The organism is Streptomyces poriferorum, assembly GCF_019399235.1.
Taxonomy (GTDB): domain Bacteria; phylum Actinomycetota; class Actinomycetes; order Streptomycetales; family Streptomycetaceae; genus Streptomyces; species Streptomyces poriferorum.
Map to the genome: position 1 here is coordinate 1 of NZ_JAELVH010000146.1, position 18,953 is coordinate 18,953.

16 protein-coding genes are annotated in these 18,953 nt (G+C 70.6%); 11 read left to right on the forward strand and 5 right to left on the reverse strand.

What is annotated here, in order from left to right:
• The 4 genes from JGS39_RS23750 to JGS39_RS23765 form a co-directional block, all read right to left on the reverse strand.
• Window positions 1–564 (reverse strand): cytochrome P450 (locus tag JGS39_RS23750; RefSeq protein ID WP_236065794.1); only part of this gene is annotated, 564 nt, incomplete at its 3' end.
• Between the two features lie 287 nt (window positions 565–851).
• Window positions 852–2,204, reverse strand: a complete 1,353-nt coding sequence (locus JGS39_RS23755; RefSeq protein ID WP_219571479.1) for an aminotransferase-like domain-containing protein — start codon at window positions 2,202–2,204, stop codon at window positions 852–854.
• 3 nt (window positions 2,205–2,207) lie between these two features.
• The gene (lipP1, locus tag JGS39_RS23760) at window positions 2,208–3,158 is read right to left on the reverse strand and encodes a LipP1 family hormone-sensitive lipase (protein WP_219571480.1); all 951 of its coding nucleotides are present in this window, start codon (window positions 3,156–3,158) and stop codon (window positions 2,208–2,210) included.
• Between the two features lie 46 nt (window positions 3,159–3,204).
• Window positions 3,205–3,849 carry a TetR/AcrR family transcriptional regulator gene (locus tag JGS39_RS23765; RefSeq protein WP_306070456.1) on the reverse strand — a complete coding sequence of 215 codons (645 nt, stop codon included), beginning with the start codon at window positions 3,847–3,849 and terminating at the stop codon, window positions 3,205–3,207.
• A 143-nt stretch (window positions 3,850–3,992) separates the two neighbouring features.
• Here JGS39_RS23765 and JGS39_RS23770 point away from each other — a divergent pair, with 143 nt between their 5' ends.
• Both JGS39_RS23770 and JGS39_RS23775 read left to right on the forward strand, forming a co-directional pair.
• Window positions 3,993–5,072 carry an alpha-hydroxy acid oxidase gene (locus tag JGS39_RS23770; protein WP_219571482.1) on the forward strand — a complete coding sequence of 360 codons (1,080 nt, stop codon included), beginning with the start codon at window positions 3,993–3,995 and terminating at the stop codon, window positions 5,070–5,072.
• A 408-nt stretch (window positions 5,073–5,480) separates the two neighbouring features.
• Window positions 5,481–6,785 carry a class I adenylate-forming enzyme family protein gene (locus JGS39_RS23775; protein WP_308120638.1) on the forward strand — a complete coding sequence of 435 codons (1,305 nt, stop codon included), beginning with the start codon at window positions 5,481–5,483 and terminating at the stop codon, window positions 6,783–6,785.
• Between the two features lie 5 nt (window positions 6,786–6,790).
• Here JGS39_RS23775 and JGS39_RS23780 read toward each other — a convergent pair whose 3' ends face one another.
• Window positions 6,791–7,459 carry a 4'-phosphopantetheinyl transferase family protein gene (locus tag JGS39_RS23780; protein WP_219571483.1) on the reverse strand — a complete coding sequence of 223 codons (669 nt, stop codon included), beginning with the start codon at window positions 7,457–7,459 and terminating at the stop codon, window positions 6,791–6,793.
• Between the two features lie 17 nt (window positions 7,460–7,476).
• Between JGS39_RS23780 and JGS39_RS23785 the strand changes: the two genes are divergently transcribed.
• The 9 genes from JGS39_RS23785 to JGS39_RS23830 all read left to right on the forward strand — a co-directional run bounded on the left by JGS39_RS23785 (window position 7,477) and on the right by JGS39_RS23830 (window position 18,875).
• On the forward strand, window positions 7,477–7,740 hold the full coding sequence (locus JGS39_RS23785) for an acyl carrier protein (RefSeq protein ID WP_236062868.1): 264 nt from the start codon (window positions 7,477–7,479) through the stop codon (window positions 7,738–7,740).
• A gap of 179 nt (window positions 7,741–7,919) precedes the next feature.
• Entirely contained in the window at window positions 7,920–9,569 is a 1,650-nt protein-coding gene (locus JGS39_RS23790; protein ID WP_219571484.1) for a class I adenylate-forming enzyme family protein, read from the forward strand.
• A complete protein-coding gene (locus tag JGS39_RS23795; protein WP_219571485.1) occupies window positions 9,566–10,831 on the forward strand; it encodes a beta-ketoacyl-[acyl-carrier-protein] synthase family protein in 1,266 nt (421 codons plus the stop codon). The genes JGS39_RS23790 and JGS39_RS23795 overlap by 4 nt, the downstream gene beginning before the upstream one ends.
• A gap of 17 nt (window positions 10,832–10,848) precedes the next feature.
• Entirely contained in the window at window positions 10,849–11,913 is a 1,065-nt protein-coding gene (gene hppD, locus JGS39_RS23800) for a 4-hydroxyphenylpyruvate dioxygenase (RefSeq protein ID WP_219571486.1), read from the forward strand.
• 75 nt (window positions 11,914–11,988) lie between these two features.
• Entirely contained in the window at window positions 11,989–12,906 is a 918-nt protein-coding gene (locus tag JGS39_RS23805) for a phytanoyl-CoA dioxygenase family protein (protein ID WP_219571487.1), read from the forward strand.
• Window positions 12,906–13,808 (forward strand): prephenate dehydrogenase, encoded by a 903-nt coding sequence (locus JGS39_RS23810; protein ID WP_219571488.1) that lies wholly within the window; start codon window positions 12,906–12,908, stop codon window positions 13,806–13,808. Before JGS39_RS23805 ends, JGS39_RS23810 begins: the two co-directional genes overlap by 1 nt.
• A 67-nt stretch (window positions 13,809–13,875) precedes the next feature.
• Window positions 13,876–15,849, forward strand: a complete 1,974-nt coding sequence (locus JGS39_RS23815) for an FAD/NAD(P)-binding protein (protein WP_219571489.1) — start codon at window positions 13,876–13,878, stop codon at window positions 15,847–15,849.
• A complete protein-coding gene (locus JGS39_RS41955; protein ID WP_372456158.1) occupies window positions 15,846–17,594 on the forward strand; it encodes an alpha/beta fold hydrolase in 1,749 nt (582 codons plus the stop codon). The genes JGS39_RS23815 and JGS39_RS41955 overlap by 4 nt, the downstream gene beginning before the upstream one ends.
• 384 nt (window positions 17,595–17,978) lie before the next feature.
• Window positions 17,979–18,875, forward strand: coding sequence for an MFS transporter (locus JGS39_RS23830; protein ID WP_219571490.1), 897 nt, complete (start codon window positions 17,979–17,981; stop codon window positions 18,873–18,875).
• Window positions 18,876–18,953: the final 78 nt, after the last annotated feature.

Genomic DNA, 18,953 nt, shown 5'->3' on the forward strand with positions numbered 1-18,953 from the left:
CACCGCGGCGGCGGCCCGCCGGTTGCCCGGGGTGGGCCAGTCGCGGGGGAGGTTCGCGGGGGAGTAGCCGCGGCGCATCGTGTATTCGGTGATGACCGGGAAACACCGGTCCACCACGTCGATGGTGGCCTCCACGTCGGTGCCGAACAGGATCCGGGCCACCGCGCGCAGTGCCAGGCGCATCATCTCGTGGGAGAGCTCGACGACGCCGTCCGGCGCCTGCTCCCAGGAGGCGAGCGTCGCCTCGGTCTCGGTGACGACGGCGCCCGCGTATCCGTCGACCCGGCGCTTGGTGAACAGCGGTTGAACCAGGCGTCGTTGGCGCAGGTAGTCGTCGTCCTGGCTGGTCAGCAGGCCGTTGCCGAAGGAGTCGCGTATCTCCTGGTAGAAGTGGTTGTCCTTGCGGAAGTTGGCCGCCTCGGACCCGAGTACCTGGTGGGCGCCTTCCGCGGAGAACACGCAGTGCATCTCGGCGCGGAGGCCGGGCGGGCCCGCGGTGATCCGGACGACGTCGCCGTGCGTGTGCATCGCGCGTAAGTACGTGCCGAGCGAGTCCGACTTCATGTCGAAGAGCGAGCCGAGCAGCGGGACCCCGGCGAGCTGGGGGATGCCCGCGGGGGTGCCCGCACCGGCGCCGGTGGGCGGCTCCGGATTCCTGGGAGGTTCCGGGCGAGGACGGGCGTCCGACGCGTCGGATTGCTGTCGTTGACTCATGCCGATTCGGCTCCTTGTCGCAGGTGGTTCCGTCGCCGTCGCTGTCTCTGTCGTGGCCGGGGAGGCGAAGAAGGGGACCGGGCCGGTTCATGGGGCTCGGCGGACGGCCCCCTCCTTCGCTCGGGCCCGGCAGGGGCCTAGCGGCCCGCCCGGGAGGCCTGTCCGGTGATGAACGCGGCCAGCCTGCTTACGCCGTCCTTGATCTGCTCCGGCGTCAGCGCGCTGCAGGACAGCCGGAGCTGGGTGCTCCCGCCGCCGTCGAGGTAGAAGTCGCTCATCGGCGTCCAGAGCACCCCGAAGTTGCGTGCCGAGTGTTCGAGGGCCTTGGTGTCGGCGAGGAACGGGACGGTCACGACGAGGAAGAACCCGCCGTCCGGCCGGTTCCAGTCGACACCGAGCTCGCGTCGGCGCGCGGCCGGGAAGTGCCGCTCCAGCTCGTCCAGGAGGGTGTTCAGATTGGTGCGGTAGAAGGCGATGGCATCGGCGTTGGCCGCGCGGAGCCGGCAGTCTGACTCGATGAGCAGCCCGCCGATGACGGCCTGGCTGATGGCCGAGGTGTTGACCGTCGTCATGCTCTTGATCTTGGACAACTGGTCGGCGAGCAGCGTGCGTTCACCGGCCGGCCCGATGACCTCCTGATCGGCGACGACATAGCCGACGCGGGCGCCGGGCATCGCGGTCTTCGCGAACGATCCGAGGTGCAGGACCCGCCTCTCGCGGTCCAGGGCCTTGAGCGTGGGCCGGGAGGATCCTTCGCGTACGAAGAAGCCGTAGGGATCGTCCTCCAGGATCAGCAGATCCTCCTGCGCGGCGATCTCCAGGAGCTGTTCGCGGGCGGCGACGGTCATGCTCGCGCCCGACGGGTTGGCGAAGTCCGGCACCACGTACAGGGCACGGGGCCGTCCGCCCGCCGCCCTTGTCTGTCGTACGCCGGCCAGGATCGCCTTCGGGTCCGGCCCGGTGGCCCCTTCCTGGACGGGGCACAGCGCGATGTCCAGCAGCCTGGCCGCGCCGGTGATCCCGACATAGCAGGGAGAGCTGACGAGCAGGGTGTCCTCGGGCCGGGCGAACAGGGCGCGCAGTGTGAGCAGCATCGCCTCCTGGCAGCCGGTCGTCACGACGACCGACTCCGGACTGACGTGGATGGACTCGTCGTTGGCCAGGGTGCGGGCGATGAGGTCGTGGATGATGCCGTTGGTCCGGCCGTACTGGAACAGCTGGGTGCGTACCCGGTCCTCGGACCAGCCGAGTTCGTACTTCAGATGGTCGGTGTAGGTCCGGAGGTAGCGCGCCGGATCGTCCGTGGCGAACGTGCCCTCGGACGGCCTGCCGGGGGCGAAGGAGAGGGCTTCGGGGAAGCGGGACACGACCTCGTTCAGGAAGTTCATCGCGTCGAGCACCGGGTCGGTGAGGGACGCGTGGAGTTCGGTGAGGTCCAGGGCCCGGGCGGCCCGGGCGGCCCGGGTGGCGGGGGCGGTGCTGTCGCCCATGGGTCAGCCTCTCGTCGGGGCGTCGGCGAAGGTCCTGCGCAGATAGGCGGCGGCCTGTCCGATCGCGCGGCGTCCCGCGTCCAGGCTGCCGGCCATGGCGAAGAAGCCGTGGGCCACGCCCGGGTAGCGGGTCGACTCGACGAGGACGCCGGAGTCGCGCAGCCGCGCGGCGTACTGCTCGCCCTCGTCGCGCAGCGGGTCGTACTCGGCGGTGATCACCAGCGCGGGCGGCAGACCTGAGTGGTCGGGCGCCCGCAGCGGCGAGACCAGGGGGTGGCCGCCGTCCTCGGGGGTTGCCAGGTAGTTGTCCCAGTACCACTGCACGGACTTGTCGTTGAAGAGCATCGGGTCGGTGTTCTCCCGGCGCGAGATGGTGTCCGCGAGGTGGTCCGTGTTGGGGTAGACGAGCAGCTGGGCCAGCAGTTCCGGGCCCTGCGCTTCCTTGGCCATCAGGGTCACCGCGGCAGCGAGGTTGCCACCCGCGCTGTCGCCGCCGACGGCCACGCGGGTGGTGTCGCCGCCGTACCGGCCGCCGTGCTCGACGGCCCAGCGCACGCCGGCGAAGCAGTCGTCGGGTGCGGCGGGGAACTTGTGCTCCGGTGCGAGCCGGTAGCCCACCGCGATGGTGAGGCAGCCGGCGGCGTTGGCCAGGCTCCGGCAGATGGCGTCGCTGGTCTCGATGGATCCCAGCGTCCAGCCGCCGCCGAAGAAGTAGACGAGGATGGGCAGCGGGCCCTCACCGGCGGGGCGGTAGATCCGGACGGGGAGCGTTCCGGCCGGGCCGGGTATCGACTCGTCGATCACCTCCCGCACCGGCTCGGGGGTTCCCGCGTCGGCCTGGATGGCGGCGAGGTCGGCTGCCCGGGCCTCGTCGAGCGTCATCGTGTAGAGCGGCCGGACGTCCTGCGCCGCGCGCTGGTCGTACAGGGCCTGGAGTTGTGGGTCGAATGGCATGGTGCCTCCGGGACATGGCTCACGGTCCGCGGGACCGCGGACGGTGTCAGGGTCTGTCGGGCAGCAGTGCGGGGTCCGTCGTCACGCCGCGCAGGCGGGTCAGGATGCCGTTGGCTGCCCTGCTGTAACAGGTGAAGTTGTCGTGCAGTACCGATTCGGCGTTGGCCATCTCCAGCAGGGCGACGAGTTCGAAGGCGAGCTGGGGGATGTCCGTGTCGTCCCGGACCTCTCCCACCTGCCGGGCGTCGTCGATCGTCTGCTCGACGAAGGAGAACCAGTTGCTGTGCGCCGCGGCGACCGTGTCGTGCACCCTGCCCTCGCGGGCGTCGTACTCGGCCGAGACCGAGTAGAAGAAGCAGCCTCCGGGGAAGACGCGCTGCTCCGAGTAGGTGAGCCAACTGCGGCACAGCAGAAGGATCCGGCCGAGACCCGCGGGCAGTTCACGGGTCGGCTGCACCACGTGCTCGATGAGGACCTTGATGGCCGCGTGCACGGTGGCGACCTGCAGCTCCTCCTTCGAGCCGAACAGGGCGAACACCCCGCTCTTGCTCAGCTTGAGTTCATTGGCCAGTCGTCCCAGCGACAGCCCTTCGAGGCCTTCGACCGATGCGATGCCGACTGCGTGCTGCAGGATCAACTGCCGTGTCTGGTTGCCGCGTTCGATTCGTCCATCGGGGCGCGCCAGAGTCACGCGACACCTCCTCATCTCCCCTGCGGGATCACATCCCCGTGCGGCGGGCCCGCCCACTGTACTAAGTGGACGACCGTGCGGTCATTGTGCAAGAGTACATTTACCGTACGGCCGTGCGGTTAGTTGTAACGGGGGGATGCAGAGTGGCGGAGTTGGCGTTACGCGACTACGAGGCTTCGGCCAGGGAGCAACTGTCGGGGCCGGTCTGGGACTTCCTGGAGGGCGGCAGTGGCACCGAGTCGATGCTGACCGCGGGCCGGGACGCGCTCGACCGGCTCCGGCTGCGTCCCCGGTGTCTCGTCGACGTCTCGGCGTGCGAGCCCGGTACGACGCTGCTCGGGGCGCGACTGGCGGCTCCGCTGGGCATCGCGCCCGTGGCCTACCACCAACTCGCCCATCCCGAGGGCGAAGTGGCGACCGCACGTGCCGCCGGCGCCGTGGGTGCGCTTTTCACGGTCAGCATGTTCGCCAGCCGGACCATCGAGGACATCGCGGCGGCGGCGACCGGACCGCTCTGGTTGCAGCTCTACTGGCTGAAGCGGCGCGAGTCGATGATCGACCTGATCCGGCGCGCGGAGGACGCGGGCTATCGGGCGCTGGTTCTGACGGTCGACGCTCCGCTCGTGGCGCATCGCCCGAGGGACGCACGGAACGGCTTCGCCGTGCCGGCGGGAATTCGTGCGGTGAACGTCGACTCCTCCGTCATGTCCGCCTCGTACGAGGCGGAGGCGGGAGAGTCCGCTATCGCGCGGCATTCGAAGGAGCAATTTGATCCTTCTATTACCTGGGCGGATCTTGAATGGCTTCGCGAGCGCACCTCGCTGCCCCTGGTATTGAAGGGTGTCCTCTCGGGCGAGGATGCCGGCCGGGCCGTCGAGTGCGGAATCGAAGGGCTTGTCGTCTCGAACCATGGTGGACGGCAGTTGGACTTTGCACTGCCTGCTGTCGATGCCCTCCAGGAGATCGCCGAAGCCGCCGGAGGCCGCTGTCAGATCGTTCTGGACGGCGCGGTTCGGCACGGCGCGGATATCGCGAAAGGGCTCTGTCTGGGTGCGGACGCCGTCCTTGTCGGGCGGCCGGCCCTCTGGGGTCTTGCGCATTCCGGAAGTGACGGGGTCGAGTCCGTCCTGCGGACACTACTGGGTGAGTTCTCCGAGGTCATGGCCCTGATGGGTGCTCCCAGGGTCAGTGATTTCCACCGTTCGGGAATTGTTCGCTCCTGAGCCGTTCCGGGCCGGGCCGAATCACACGCATATGGCGATCACGTAGGACCCCATTCATTCATTGTTCATCAATGAATGGGGGATTTTGGCGTGCCCGGAAAGGGTTTTCCGGCCAATGACCAGTGCTACCCGTGAGTATTAATTCGCCTCAGGCTTTACTTGATTACTCGCTGGTAGTCCGCAAGCATGAATGTGTCGCCGAGGGAAATCCGGTGGCACTGCACGTCCGCTGAGCCGATGGACAGAGTCGTCCGATCGCGCGTCGGGTCGTTCCGCAATCTGTGATAGGTGGGGATTCCTGTGGGGGGAACGGTGCCCAGTGGGCCCGTTTGCGCCGAGGGCGCCTGGGTCGATGAGATATTACTTCAGGGGGAAGGGCGGGATATCGCCCTCCATCTGGGTGAACCCGTGAGCCGGGCGGAGCTCCGGCGGCTGGTCGAGGAGCAGCAGCAGCGCCTCGAAGCGGCCGGCCTGGTGGCCGGAGGCACCGTCGCCGTACGGCTGCCGCCCTCGCTCGGCTGTATCGTCGCAATGCTTTCCGGCTGGCGTGCCGGCGCCCAAGTGGTCTTGCTCGACTACCGGTTGACGACCCATGAGGTCGGCAAGGCGGTCGCGCGTCTGGCACCGCAGCTGGTCGTCGAGCCGGTCGCCGACGTCAGTGGGACACTGCGCGGATTCTTCGAGGTCGATACCCGTGTCACCCCGCTGCGTGGTGGCCGGCCTGCCTCCACGGAGCACGTACTGCTCCAGCTGAGTTCGGGCTCCACGGGCCCGTCCAAGGTCATCGGCCGTACCGCCGGCAGTCTCCTCGCGGAGATCGACCGGTACGGACGGCTCGAAGGGTTCCCGCGCCGGGGCGAACGCACCGTGGTGCTGGCCTCGATCGTCCATGTGCTCGGCCTGGTCGGGGGGTTGCTCTACGGACTCGCCAGCGGAGCGCAGGTGGTACTGCCCAGGCGGCAGACCGTCGACGGCATCCTCAAGGCCGTCGCGGCGGGCAGCGAGCCGACGACCATCCTCGGCGTCCCGTCCCAGGCGGCCGTGCTCGCCGCGGCGCAGACGCCGCCACAACTGCCGCAGCTGCGGCGCATGATCACCGGAGGCGAGCTGGTCAAGGCGGCTGTCCGGGACCGGTTCATCCAGGGCTACGGTGCCGAACTGGGCGTCATGTACGGCATGACCGAGGTCGGCGTCATCGCCACGGACCTCGCCGGGGCCACCCGCCCCGGCCTGACGCCGGCGCCCGGCATGCGGGTGCGGGTCGAGGACGGCGAGATTTTGCTCGGCCTGCCGGCCGCGCCGTACGTCGGACTGGCCGACCCGAGCCGGTACGTGGACGGCTGGCTGCGTACGAAGGACGCGGGAAGCTTCGACGAGGCGACGGGCCTGCTGACGGTCCATGGCCGGCTCGACTCCCAGGTGTCCATCGGCGGACTCAAGGTGGACCTCTCCGAGATCGAGGCGTCCATCTCCGCGCTGCCCGGCGTCACCGACGCCGTGGTCGTGCACGGCACCGGGATCGAGGCGTTCGTGACGGTCACCGAGCAGGCCGCCTTCGACGGCCTCGCTGCCTGTCTCGCGACCCGCCTGGCGCCGTACAAGCGGCCGCGCTCGCTCAACCTGCTGCCGGAACTCCCGCGCACCGCGACGGGGAAGCCGGTGCGCAACACGGAGATCCTGCGGGCCGCCGTACGGTCGGCGGCCGCTGTGTGACCAGGTCAGCTGTACGCGACGGGGGAGACCTGATGAACCCTGAGATGTACGGCACCGGGGCGCGGCCCGCTCCCGGTGCCACCGTGCCGGGCGACACCGACGACAAGGCGTCCGTCCGCGACGACCGCGGCCGCGGAAGCGGTCTCCGGATCGCCGGGCAGCGGCCGCAGTACCGGCGGGGCACCCTCGACGGGAGGCCAGGGCTCCGGCAGCGGAACCCGGCGGCTCATGCCTCCCCGGCGCAGCCCCAGGCCGAGCGCCTTGCCGACCGACTCCTTCTGCGTCCACAACCACAGGAAGGCGGCTGACCGGTCCTCCTCGGGCAGACCCGCCACCCATGCCGCCTCGACCGGGGCGAGCCAGGCCCGCGCCATCGCCTCGGCCCTGAGCCGGCGCACGACTTCCACGTCCACACCCACTGGGGACCCGCCGGTCAGCGCGACGGCCAGTGCCCCGCGCGCATGAGTGACGCTGACCCGCAGCGTCTCGCCGGCGCCGCCGAGAACCGGGCGGCCGTCATCCGTGTGCGTCAACCAGAGCTCGGACAGCGGGACATCGAGCATGTCGGCCGCGGTCCGCACCAGCAAGGTGTGCGCCTTCCGACGCTCATCCCCATCCGTGGTGCACCACAGCACCGTCACCGTGTCCGGGGCCACTCCCGGGTGCATGTCCATGAAGAGGAGTCAATCAAATGTCCACTGAGGTAGAGAAGTTCATCATCGAGGCTCTGTCGAACATGAACTACGACGTTTCGGAAGTCACCGGCGACACCCCGCTGGGCCCGGCCGGACTGGACCTGGAGTCGCTCTCCGTGGCCGAGGTCGCCATCCAGGTCGAGGACACGTACGGCGTGAAGTTCGAAGAGGACGAGATGGAGACCGTCGCCCTGCTGACGGTCGCGGGCCTGGTCAAGGAGATCGTCGACCGGGTCTCCGCCGCCGCCCCGGCCAAGTGAGCCCACGGCCGGTCCCGTACGCCCGGGAGTCAAGCCCTTCCTGCCCGCTCGCCTCCGGGCACGGGCGGGAGGGCGCGGCACGGGACCGGTAGGCGCGGCAGCAGACCGCGCCCCTGTACACCTCGCCCGCAGCGCGTCGTACCCGAAGAGTCCGATTCAGAAAGTGGAGACACCGAGGAATGAATCCGAAGAACGAGCGCGTGGAATTCGCGGCCGATCAGGGGCTGGGCGTCGGCAACGTCGTGACCACGCTCCTTGAGCGGGGCACGGGCCTCGACGCGCCGACCCTGACCTTCGACACCGACGTGGACGGGCACCCGGCCTGGCAGGCTCTGTCGCTGGCGCAGCTGGGCGAGCGGGTGGCGGCGCGGGCGGCCACGCTGCACGAGCTCGGCATCAAGCCCCGGGACCCGGTCGCGGTCTTCGTGACGACCGGCGCCGACCAGGTGCTCAGCTATCTGGCCCTGGCCCGGCTGGGCGCGATCCCGGCCCTCGTCAACGGCAAGGTCCCCGCCGAGCTCGCCGTCGAGTACATCAAGCGGCTGCGCGCGGTCGGCGTCATCGCCGACACCGCGCACAGCGAGGCACTGTCCGCCGCCGGGTCCACGACCCCGCTGCTCGCCGACCCGGCCGACCTCGGGAAGGGCGACCCGGCCGCGGCTCCCAAGCCCTACCGGCACCACGGCAGCGAGCCCGCCGTCATCACCCACTCCTCCGGGACCACGGGCCTGCCCAAGGCCGTGACCCACACCCACCACAGTCTCTTCGCCGCCATCCGGCACCGTCTGACCCTGCCCAAGGGCCAGGGCATCGACCGGATGCTGGGCGCCCTCCCGTCCGCGCACGCGGCCACGGTCATCGCCGTGAACCTCGCGCTGACCAACCGCGCCCAGCTGGCCGTCCTCTCGCAGCAGACCGCCGGCCCGGTGCTCGACGCCATCGAGTCCTGGCAGCCGCAGAGCGTGCTGGGCTTCGCCACCACCTGGTCCGAACTGGCCGGCATCGACCTGTCGACGCGCAAGCTGGACTCCGTCGGCACCTGGTGGAACACCGGTGACTGCGCGCACGAGGCGCACATCCGCAATCTCATCGCCGTGGGCACGCGGGAGTCCGTCACCTCGCAGGGCCGCGTCCGCCGCCCCGGCTCGTTCTTCGTGGACGGTCTCGGCTCCTCGGAGATGGGTCACTCCCAGTTCTTCATCACCCACACGTCCGACACCGCCCGGTACGGACGGTGCATCGGCAAGCCGCACGCCTTCTCCGACGTGGTGGTCATGGACGACGACGGCGAGAAGCTCGGCACCGGGCAGGTCGGCCAGCTCGCCATCAACGCGCCCACGCTCTCGCCCGGTTACTGGAACGACTCCGTGACCACCTTCCGCACCCGCCGGGACGGCTACTTCCTCACCGGTGACCTCGTCTTCCGGGACCAGGAGGGGTACTACTACCACGTCGACCGCGCGGTGGACGCCGTGGACCTCGGCGAGGGCAGGAAGCTCTTCACGATGCTCTGCGAGGAGCAGGTCCTCGCGAGTTGCGAGGACGTGCGCGAGTGCACCGTCGTCGCCCTGCGGGCGGAGGGCCGGGTCGTCACCTCCGTGCTGCTGGTCCTCGACCCGGCGGCGGACCAGGAGGCCGACCGGACCGAGGAGGTGCTCGCCGCCCTCGACGCCCATGTCGTCAGCACCGTCGAGCGCGTGGTCGTCGTCAGCCCGGAGAGCATTCCGCTCGGGGCCACCGGCAAGGTCCGCAAGATCCTGCTGCGCCAGCGCTTCCTCGACGGTGAGCTGCTCGGCACCGAGAAGACCGCTCAGCAGGTGGGCGTATGACCGGGCGCACCACGGGGCCGGCCGCCGTCGTCACGGGCATCGGCACCTTCAGCTCGCTGGGCCGCGGCGCGGCGGACACCTTCGACGCGCTCTGCCACGGCAAGTCCGGCCTGGTCAGGCCGCCGGCGGGGCACCTCCTCGACGGAAGCGTGGACGTGGCCGGCATCGCGCCGGACATCGCGGCCGGTGAGGTGCTGCCGCCGAGCGAGGGCCGGCTCGTCGACCGCTACGCCCTAATGGCCCTGGCCGCAGCGGACGACGCGATGGCCGATGCGGGCCTGGTCGTCGGGCGCGACGCCGACCCGCACCGGGTCGCGGTGATCATCTCCAGCGGGGCCGGCGGTCTTTCCACGTACGAGGCGCAGGCGCTGGCGCGTGCGGAGCGCGGCCCGACAGCGGTCAGTCCCTATCTGCTCCCGGGCATGCTGCCGAACATGGCGGCCGCCCGGATCGCCATCAAGTACGGCATACGCGGCTGGAGTTCGGCCATCGCGACGGCGTGCGCCGCCGGTGCCCACGCGGTCGCGGAGGCGGCCCGGCTGATCCGGTACGGCGAGGCCGACGTGGTGGTCTGCGGCGGCGCCGAGGCCCCGCTCAACCCCACCTCCGCGCTGGCGTTCGCACACGCCCGGGCGCTGTCCCACGGCTGGGACGACCCGGAGGCGGCCAGCCGCCCCTTCGACCGGCGCCGCAACGGATTCGTGCTGGCCGAGGGTGCGGGCGTGCTCGTCGTCGAGCGGGCGGAACACGCGGAGGCACGCGGTGCGGCGGGCTACGCCGACCTTCTCGGCTGGGGCGCCACCACCGACGCGTACCGGCCGACGGCACCGCGCCCGGACGGTGAGGGCGCCGCGATGAGCATGCGCGGAGCGCTGGCCACGGCCGGGCTCGGCCCGCAGGACATCGGCTACATCAACGCGCACGGCACGTCGACCAAGCTGGGCGACATCGCCGAGACGAAGGCCGTGCACGCCGTCTTCGGGGACCGCTCGCCGGCCGTCAGCAGCACGAAGTCGATGACGGGCCATCTGCTCGGCGGGTCCGGCGCGCTGGAGGCGGCCGTCTGCGCGCTGGCGATCTCGCAGGGCCGGATGCCCCCGACGCACAACCTCGACGAGGTGGACCCCGCCTGCGATCTGGACCATGTGCGCGGCGAGGCCAGGCAGCAGCGGATCGAGGCGGCGATCTCCAACTCGTTCGCCTTCGGCGGTCACAACGTCAGCCTCCTGCTCGGTGCGGCAAGTACCCCCAAGAAGCGCTAGAGGAAAGGGAACAACGCGTGAACATCGGAGCCGTGGACCATATCGAGTTCTACGTGGGCGACGCCCAGCAGTCGGCGTTCTACCTCTGCACCGCGTTCGGATTCCGTGTGTGCGGGCAGGCCGGTCCCGAGACGGGGCAGGCCGGCCGGCGCTCCCTGCTGCTGAAGCAGGGCGGCATCAAGGTCGTGCTGACCTCCGCGCTGAGCGCGGAGCACCCGGCGGCCGCCTACGTGGCGCGGCACGGTGACGGCGTGGCCAACATCGCGTTCGAGGTGACCGATGCCGCCAAGGCGTTCGCGCTCGCCGTCGAGCGGGGCGCCGTCGCGGTCGAGGAGCCGAAGACGCACAGCAAGGACGGTGCCGAGGTCGTCACCGCGTCCGTGCTCGGCTTCGGTGACGTAGCCCACCGGTTCGTGCAGCGCACCGGGGACCCGGAGCAGTTCCTGCCCGGTGAGATGGACATCTTCGCCGAGGACCCCGACGAGGGCGCGCACCTGCTGAGCACGGTGGACCATGCGGCGATATGCCTGCCGGTGGGCCAGCTGCGTCCCACCGTCGCCTTCTACGAGAAGGTCTTCGGCTTCAGCCAGATCTTCGAGGAGTTCATCGAGGTCGGGGAGCAGGCCATGGACTCCATGGTGGTGCAGAGCCCGTCGGGGAAGGTCACCTTCACCCTCATCGAGCCGGTGGCCGACCGCAAGCCCGGCCAGATCGACGGCTTCCTGGAGCGTCACAACGGTGCCGGCGTGCAGCACCTGGCCCTGCTCACCGACGACATCGTGGCGACCGTCCCGGCACTGGAGGAGCGCGGGGTCAAGTTCCTCGGGACGCCCGACGCCTACTACAGCGAGCTGGAGGAGCGCCTCGGCAGCCCGGACCTGAAGATCGAGGACCTCAGGCGCACCAACGTCCTGGTCGACCAGGACCACTGGGGCCAGGTCTTCCAGATCTTCACGCAGTCCGTGTACGTGCGGAAGACCTTCTTCTGGGAGGTCATCGACCGGCACGGTGCCCGGACCTTCGGCAGCGGCAACATCAAGGCCCTCTACGAGGCGGTCGCCCGCGAGAAGGCGACTGCCTGACCACCGGGGCGTGGTCTGCCGCGCGCAGAGCCGCCACTCCCGAACGATTCGTCTCACTTGCACCGAAGGAAGACCGTGACTGTTCAGGACGCCTCTCTGTTCACCCTGACCGAGGAGGAGCGGGAGCTCCTTCCCTCCGACGAAGACGTCGACTTCTATGCCGAGCACGGCTGGTACCTCTCGAAGAAGCTCTTCACCGACGAGGAAGTGGATCTCCTCGAGTCGGCCAGTGAGCGCTTCTACGCCGGCCACCGCGACCGCACGCTGCCGGTGCGCCCGTCCAAGCTGGCGTACTGGGAGCCGGAGCACGGCGATGTGCAGCGGCACAACGACTACATCCACTACGAGGACGACACGATCGGCCGCATCCTGCGCAAGCCGCTGCTCGGTGCCGTGGCCGCGCGGCTCGCCGAGACCAAGGAGATACGGGTCTTCCAGTCCACCCTGATCTTCAAGCCGCCGGTCGCGCAGGAGCAGTCGAACATAGTGCCGTGGCACTTCGACCGTCACTACTGGGCCACGTCCACGTCCGAGCGGATGCTGACCGCGTTCATCCCCTTCCACGACTGCGGTGAGGAGATGGGCACCATCACGATGGTGGACGGCAGCCACCGCTGGAAGGAGACAGCCGACAACGATGCCACGTCGCTGCACTTCGCCGAGCGCGACCGCAGTGAGCTCGACCTCATGCTGGAGGAGAACGCCCACTACAACGGCGTCGAGGTGGAGAAGATCCCCGTGCACATCCCGAAGGGGCACGTGAACTTCCACCACTGCCGGACCTACCACGGCAGCGGTCCGAACGTCAGCGACCGTCCGCGCCGCGCCATCTCGTTCCACCTGCAGGACGGCGAGAACCGCTACCGCGAATTCTCCCGCTCGGACGGCACCCAGGTCGCGTACAACCACGACGAGCTGGTGCGCAGGACCGCGGCGGGCACGCCCGACTACAGCGACCCGGAGTATCTGCCGGTGTTGTGGAGCAGCCGCTGATGCGCAGTGCCGCAGTGGTCGGAACCGGCCTGATCGGTACGTCGATAGCCCTGGCCCTGCGGGGCCGGGGCGTGGCCACCTACCTCATCGACCGGGACCCGGAGGCGGCCCGCAACGCGGCCGGTCTCGGTGCGGGCCTGGTGGCCGTCCCGCCGGCGCCGGCGGACCTGGCGATCCTCGCGGTACCTCCGCAGCACGTGGCGTCCGCGCTGCGTGAGCACCAACTGCGTGATCTGGCCCATGACTTCACCGATGTGGCGAGCGTCAAGGTCAGGCCGCAGGAGGAGGCGGCGGAGCTGGGCTGCGACCTGAGCCGCTATGTGGGCGGGCACCCCATGGCGGGGCGGGAGCGGTCGGGGCCGCTCGCGGCCCAGAGTGACCTCTTCCAGGGCAAGCCCTGGGTGATCACACCGGGTACGGGCGCCCGACGGCAGGCCGTCGACCGGGTGACGGAGCTCGCCGAACTCTGCGGTGCTCGCCCGGTCGTGATGAGCCATGCGCAGCACGACCGGGCGGTGGCGCTCATCTCGCACACCCCCCACATGGTGGCGAGCCTGGTGGCCGCCCGGCTGCTGCACGGGGACGAGTCCCAACTACAGCTCGCCGGGCAGGGGTTGCGAGATGCGACCCGGATCGCGGCGGGGGACGCCGAGCTGTGGACCGACATCCTCGGCTCCAACGCGACAGCCGTCGCCGATGTCCTCGAGGAGATCGCCCTGGATCTCCGCGAGGTCGTGGACGCCCTGCGCGATCTGGGCGCGGGCGCTGCCGCTCCGGAGCGGCAGCGCACCAGCAGGGCTCACCTGACCACGGCCCTGGCCCGCGGCGTGCAGGGCCATGGCCGGATCCCGGTGCGGACGCCGGGCGGGATGCGGCTGAGCGGTGTGGCCGCGGGCAAGTGAGTCGCGGCCGCCCCGCGGGCCCGGTGGTGGGCCCGCAACGACTTCCGATTCGTTGGAGAGACTGACTATGACCAGCCGACAGCTCGACGTCTGCCTCATCGGTGCCGGGCCCCGCGGGCTCTCGCTCCTCGAACGGCTGTGTACGAACGCCGGGTCGGCGCCGCAGGGGGTGCCGATCACCGTGCACGTGGTCGATCCCTACCCTCCCGGGGCGGGGCAGGTGTGGCGCACCGACCAGTCCGAACACCTGCTGATGAACACGGTGGCGTCCCAGGTCACGATGTTCACCGACGAGAGCGTCGACGTCGAGGGCGTGCTCGCCCCGGGGCCGAGCCTGTACGAATGGGCACGCTTCCTCATCCTCATCGGGCCGATGGACGACCAGCACTACGACGAGCAGGTCCTGGCCGAGGCGCGTGCCCTGGGACCCGACTCGTATCCGTCCCGCGCCTTCTACGGCCACTACCTGGAGTGGGTCTTCCAGCGCGTCACGAAGACGGCGCCGAGCCGGCTGACCACCGTCGTGCACCGCGCCCGCGCGGTGTCGATCGAGGAGGAGCCTGCCGCCGACGGGGAGCCGGAGGGCACGCAGAGCGTGCTCCTGGACAACGGCACGCTCATCGACGGCCTGGACGCGGTCGTCCTCGCCCAGGGGCATCTGCCCGTGCGCCGGTCCCGCAGGCAGCGCGAGCTCGGCGGCTTCGCGCGGGCCAACGGTCTCGGCTATGTGGTGCCCGCCAACCCGGCGGACGTGGACCTCTCGCCGGTGCGGCCGGGTGAGACCGTCGCGCTGCTCGGGCTGGGTCTGAACTTTTTCGACTACATGGCGCTGCTGACGCTCGGCCGGGGCGGCCGCTTCGTCCGGCGCTCAGGCGGGCTCGTCTATCTGCCGTCGGGCCGCGAACCCCGCCTGGTGGCGGGCTCCCGCAGGGGGCTGCCCTTCCACTCCCGTGGGGAGAACCAGAAGGGAGCCCACGGCCGTCATGTGCCGACCGTGCTGACCGCCGAAGTGATCGGGGAACTGCGGGAGCGGTCCCGGCGGCACGACGGCCTCGACTTCCACGCCACGCTGTGGCCGCTGGTCTCCAAGGAGGTCGAGACCGTCTACTACACGGCCCTGCTCACCGCCGAAGGACGGGCCGGCGACGCGCGACGGCTGCGGGTCCGCTACCTGGAGGCCGAGCCGGGCAGCAGCCAGGAGCAGGACGTGATCGCGGAGTTCGGCATCGCCCCGCGCGACCACTGGGACTGGGACAGCATCGCCCGCCCGTACGCGGACCGGGACTTCTCCTCGACGCAGGACTTCCAGGACTGGCTGCTCGGCCATCTGCACGAGGATCTGCGTGCGGCGCGCGACGGCAACGTGGACGGGCCGCTCAAGGCGGCCCTCGACGTCCTGCGCGATCTGCGCAACGAGCTCCGCCTGATCGTCGATCACGGGGGACTCACGGGGAGTTCGCACCGCCAGCACCTGGACGGCTGGTACACCCCTCTCAACGCGTTCCTCTCCATCGGCCCGCCCGCCCGGCGGATCGAGGAGGCGATCGCCCTGATCGAGAGCGGGGTGCTGCGGGTGCTCGGCCCCGACGTCCGCTCGGGCACGGACGAGGAGGCCCGGGCCTTCACCATCGAGTCCGCCTCGGTGCCGGGATCGCTGACCCGGGCCACCACACTGATCGAGGCACGCCTGCCGGAGATCGACCTGCGGGTGACCGCCGATCCGCTGCTGATCCAGCTCCTCGCCTCCGGGCAGTGCCGTACCTACGAGGTCACCGACCCCGACGGTTCGGTGTACGAGACAGGCGGACTCGCCGTCACCGACGCACCGTTCCACCTGATCGACGCCGCCGGCCGTGCCCATCCGCGGCGCTTCGCCTTCGGTGTCCCCACCGAATCCGTGCACTGGGCGACCGCCGCAGGCATAAGGCCGGGGGTGAACTCGGTGACCCTCCAGGACTCGGACGCCATCGCGCACGCCGTACTCGGCCTGGACCGGGGCCTTCTGCCGGACACCGAGATGATGGGAGAGCTGACAAGGTGAGCACGACCACCCCGCCCCTGCCGGACGTCCTGGACGCCGGGCTGCTCAGTCCGGTGCGGGCCGGCACACCGGCGGAGGCCGCCACGTCCGACGGTGCCTGGCTGCAGGCGCTGCTCGACGCGGAAGCCGCGCTGGTACGCGCTCAGGCGAGCCTCGGCAACGTCCCCGTGGAGGCCGCCGAGGCGATCACCGCGCTGGCCAGGGCCGACGCGCTGGATCTGCGTGAGATCGCCGTGCTCGGCCGGGGAGCGGCCAATCCGGTGGTGGCCCTGGTCCAGGCGTTCACCGCCCTGGTTGCGGCGAAGGCCCCGGATGCCGCCGACTACGTGCACCGCGGCTCGACCAGCCAGGACATCTTCGACACCGCGCTGATGCTCGTGGCCGGCCGGACCCTGGACCTCCTGGTGGCGGATCTGGAGGGCATCGCGGAGTGTCTGGGTTCGCTGGCCGGGGAGCATGCGCGGACGCTCATGGCCGGCCGTACGCTCGCGCTGCACGCCGTGCCCACGACCTTCGGCCTGAAGGCGGCCGGCTGGCTGGCGGCGGTGTGCGAGGCGGCCGGCCGGCTGCGCAGGGTGAGAGCCGAGGGCCTGGTCGTCCAACTGGGCGGCGCGGCGGGCACGCTGGCGGGCTATGTCGAGTACGAGAAGCTGCACCGGGGTGCGCGTGAGGAGACGGTGGCCGAGGGGTACGCGGCGCGGCTCACCGACCGGTTCGCCGCGGAGACGGGGCTGTCCGCCCCGGTGCTGCCCTGGCACAGCCACCGTGCCCCGATCGCGGCACTGGCCGCCGAACTCGCCCTGACCACGGGCGTGCTGGGGAAGATCGCGGTGGACGTGCAGTCGCTGGCCCGGACCGAGACCGCGGAGGTCGCGGAGCCCGCCGCGACCCGCGGGGCGCCGTCCGCGGGTGCCGTGCTGAACGCGCTGTCCGGTCCGGCGCCCTCTCTCGCGGGCCGTGCGGTCTTCTCCCTCTTCTGCAATCCGGTCCGGCGCGGCAAGGTCCTGCCCCGTGAGCAGGCCGTTCACGAGCAGGCCCGGACCGAGGAACTGACCGTCGGCGGGCAGCGGGTGCGGGTCTACCGCTGGGGCAACGGCGAACGCCCCGTCCTGATGCTGCACGGCTGGCAGTCCAGGGCGTCCCGGTACGCCGGCTTCGTGCCGCGGTTTCAGGAACTGGGCCTGACGCCCGTCTCGTTCGACGCTCCGGGGCACGGGGAGTCGGGGGGCCGGGGCGCGACGATCCTCGAGTACCGCGAGATCATCCGCCGGCTCCAGGACGGGCACGGCGCCTTCCACTCGGTGATCGCCCATTCCCTCGGCGCCACCAGTGTGCTCCTCGCGCTGCGGAGCGGTACCGAGGCGGGCCGTCTGGTCACGGTCGCCGCGGTGAAGGACTTCGGTCACTTCCCGGAGAAGTTCGCGGACATCCTGGGGCTGCGGCCCGGGTTGCGGCGGGACCTGCGCGACCGGATCGAGCACCAGCTGTTCGCGGAGGTGTCCCGTCCGTGGGAGCTCTTCGACGCCACCCGCAGGCCCGACGAGATCAAGGTGCCGATGCGGATCATCCACGACGAGGACGACGAGATGGTCCCGGTCGAGCAGGCGTACGCGCTCAAGGCGGCGTACGGCGACCGGGCGGAGCTGGTCATCACGGCGGGGCTCGGGCACCGCAAGGTCCTCGGCGAAGCGGCGGTCATCGACTCGGCGATGGACTTCGTCGCCCGCCCGGTGCCGGGGGAGTGACCGCTTCTGACATGCGCCCGACATCGTATCGGCCTTTTAAATGCACGCACGGTCGTTTAGTTTTACCTGTGGGTCCAACGCCGTGGATCCATTGACGAAGGGACCACGCATGACCACCGCTTCACCGCAGTCACCCGGGGCGGGCCGGGCTGACGTCGCGGCGTCGGCCGGGGAACAGGCGCCGCAGGGCTCACCGGAGGCATCGGCCGCCTCGAAGCTGGCGCTGTTCGTCGCGTCCGGGGCGACCTTCCTCGCGGTCCTCGACACCACGGTCGTGAACATCGCGTTCTCCGACCTGCGCGTCGACTTCCCCGATGCCTCGCTGTCCCAGCTGACCTGGGTCGTCACGTCGTACACGGTCGTGTTCGCCGCNGCGGTCTGCTGGTGGACGTGTGGGGCTGGCGCAGCGTCTTCCTCATCAACCTGCCGATCGGGCTGGCCATCGTGGCGATCTCGGCACGGCTCGCGGGTGACGCACCGAGCGGGCGCAGGCTGCCCGACCCGGTGGGCACCCTCGCGCTCGCCCTGGGTATCGGCGGCGTCGTCTTCGGTGTGACGCAGGGAACGGACTGGGGCTGGGGCAGCGGACGGGTCCTCGCCCTGCTGGGCGGCGGCGCCGTACTGGTGCTGGTGGCCCTGCTGCTCTCCCGCCGGCATGTCGCGCCCGCCATCGAGTGGGACCTGTGGCGCAATCGCGCCTTCGCCGCCACCAACGTGTCGTCACTGCTCTTCGGCGCGGCCATGTACTCCTACCTCCTCGGCTCACTGCTCTTCCTCAACGCCGTATGGGGCTACTCGGAGTTGAAGGCCGGCCTGGCCGTCACGCCGGGAGCCTTCAGCGCCGCCGTCGGTGCCCTGGTGGTGGGGCGCCGGGTCGCGCCCCGGGCCCAGTGGGCCGCGGTGGCGGTGGGCGCCGGGCTCTTCGGCATCTCCTGCGCCGCGATGTATCTGCTGCTCGGTACGGAGAAGGAGTACGCGGCGGTCTGGCTGCCCATCGGAGTCGTGGCCGGTGTCGGCATCGGCGCGGCCCTGACCGCCATCTCGAACGCGGCCACCGCCTCGCTGGAGCCGCAGCGCTTCGCCTCCGGTACCGGACTGCTCATGACGACCCGCCAGATCGGCGGTGCGCTCGGCATCGCCGCCCTCGCGGCCATCCTCGAACGCCACAACGTCCTGGACGACCAGGGCTATCTGCAGGTGTTCCTCGCGTGTGCCATCGGGTCCGTCGCGGCCGCGGTGGTCGCGCCGGTGATCCGGTCGAGGGCCCAGCGGGCCCCGTAGGGCACGACTTCACGGAATTACGGCAGGGGAACCGCAGCGATGGGCCCGCACGGGCCCACCGTCTGCCCCCTCCGCCCC

What these genes read in the sequence shown, in the direction of transcription:
- JGS39_RS23755 (WP_219571479.1), bottom strand. Translation starts at nt 2,204, where the DNA reads ATGGGCGACAGCACCGCCCCCGCCACCCGGGCCGCCCGGGCCGCCCGG.
- lipP1 (WP_219571480.1), bottom strand. Translation starts at nt 3,158, where the DNA reads ATGCCATTCGACCCACAACTCCAGGCCCTGTACGACCAGCGCGCGGCG.
- JGS39_RS23780 (WP_219571483.1), bottom strand. Translation starts at nt 7,459, where the DNA reads ATGGACATGCACCCGGGAGTGGCCCCGGACACGGTGACGGTGCTGTGG.
- JGS39_RS23785 (WP_236062868.1), top strand. Translation starts at nt 7,477, where the DNA reads ATGTCCACTGAGGTAGAGAAGTTCATCATCGAGGCTCTGTCGAACATG.
- JGS39_RS23790 (WP_219571484.1), top strand. Translation starts at nt 7,920, where the DNA reads ATGAATCCGAAGAACGAGCGCGTGGAATTCGCGGCCGATCAGGGGCTG.
- JGS39_RS23795 (WP_219571485.1), top strand. Translation starts at nt 9,566, where the DNA reads ATGACCGGGCGCACCACGGGGCCGGCCGCCGTCGTCACGGGCATCGGC.
- JGS39_RS23810 (WP_219571488.1), top strand. Translation starts at nt 12,906, where the DNA reads ATGCGCAGTGCCGCAGTGGTCGGAACCGGCCTGATCGGTACGTCGATA.
- JGS39_RS23815 (WP_219571489.1), top strand. Translation starts at nt 13,876, where the DNA reads ATGACCAGCCGACAGCTCGACGTCTGCCTCATCGGTGCCGGGCCCCGC.